The sequence below is a fragment of the Pseudoalteromonas sp. S3776 genome, assembly GCF_005886915.1.
Lineage (GTDB): Bacteria > Pseudomonadota > Gammaproteobacteria > Enterobacterales > Alteromonadaceae > Pseudoalteromonas.
Genome location: NZ_PNCU01000085.1, coordinates 1 through 1360, shown reverse-complemented (window position 1 = coordinate 1360; position 1360 = coordinate 1). Strand labels below are relative to the sequence as shown.

Below are 1360 nucleotides of genomic sequence, written 5' to 3'. Positions count from 1 at the left end.
AGCTAACAGCTAACAGCTATTTTTCTTGCATAAAGTTGGTTTTTTGTTAACCTACCTGCCTTCCTTTTTTAGCTTGTTGGGGTGTATATGGCGTTGTTATCTCGTTCGATATTGGCGTTGTGTTTAGCACTTTCAAGTTCTGCAGTTTTAGCTCAGTCGCAGTGCGATGTTGAGTTGAGTCATGGCTTAATAATTACCGACGACGTTATACGTATTCTTGATAAAGGCCAAACCCGCGTGCAAATTAATAACAATAACCAGCTATTTATTCGTGGTTATTGGGTTGATTTAAGCACAGAAGAAAGCAAAGTACTTGAGCAATTTAGTAATGGTATTCGCCATACGGTGCCTGAGCTTGTTAACTTAGCCACTGATGGGGTTAACTTAGGTTTAAGCGCCATTGAACATGTGGTTGAGGGTATGTCTGACAAAGAGCCAGAGGTACTAAAAACACAGCTCCAGTACGTAGAGCGCGCGCTTATGGATAAATTTAAGCGCGGCGATGACTTCTTTTTTATTGCTCCACAATCTCTCTCGCAAATTGATGATTTTTTCACTAAAGAAATAAGCCAGCAAATACATTCTGCCGTACATGGCTCGTTAGGCGCTATTTTAATGTCACTTGGTGATGCATTTAAATCACGCGAAGGTAATATTGAAGACCGCATTAACGACATGGGCCAACGTATGAATATTATCTCTAAAGAAATAGATAAATCACTACAAAAAAAGGCCCAGCAACTTGAGCTTAAAGCCTCTGAGTATTGCGAATGTTTAAACGCACTTGATGTGACCGAATCGCGCTTGCAAGCGATAGTTCCGGGCATGGCTGACTTTGATTTAGTGCAGATAAAATCGTAAGGAAAGTGGGGGTTATAAGCTATAAGCTGTTAGTTATTAGTTATTAGTTATTAGCTGTTAGCTATCAGTCTTAGGCTTTAATTGCGTTTTGGGTGTCTATTTCTTCAAATACTTCTAAGCTAAAAGTAAATAGCTAGGATTAAGTCGATGAACTTTAAAAACTTAGAAGTTTGGAAACGTTCAGCCCGTTTAAGTGCTGATATATATAAAATCACGAGCTCGATAAAAGATTATGGGTTTAGAGATCAATTAACACGCTCTGGTTTGTCTGTTCCTAGTAATATAGCCGAGGGGATGACCAGAGACAGCAATAAAGAAAAAGTTAGATTTTTAGATATTGCTCGCTCATCAATAGCTGAAGCAAGAACGCAAATTTATATTGGAATAGATATTTGTTATATAGATAAATCCGTTGGTCGAAAGTGGCTTGATGAAACCGTAGCGCTTTCAAAAATGTTGACTAGTTTAATCGCAACATTAAAAATGACCGCTGACCGCT

Annotated in this window: 2 protein-coding genes; both read left to right on the top strand. The window is 38.5% G+C overall.

The genetic code is table 11. The annotated features are described in order from the left end of the window. Window positions 1-87: 87 nt before the first annotated feature. Window positions 88-861, top strand: a complete 774-nt coding sequence (locus CWC16_RS19240; protein ID WP_055018931.1) for a YggN family protein — start codon at window positions 88-90, stop codon at window positions 859-861. A 147-nt stretch (window positions 862-1008) separates the two neighbouring features. Then, a partial coding sequence (locus CWC16_RS19235; RefSeq protein WP_138542669.1) for a four helix bundle protein occupies window positions 1009-1360 on the top strand: 352 nt, incomplete at its 3' end.

Bases quoted from the DNA above. Each gene is read 5' to 3' on its own strand.
- CWC16_RS19240 (WP_055018931.1), top strand. From the start codon at position 88: ATGGCGTTGTTATCTCGTTCGATATTGGCGTTGTGTTTAGCACTTTCA.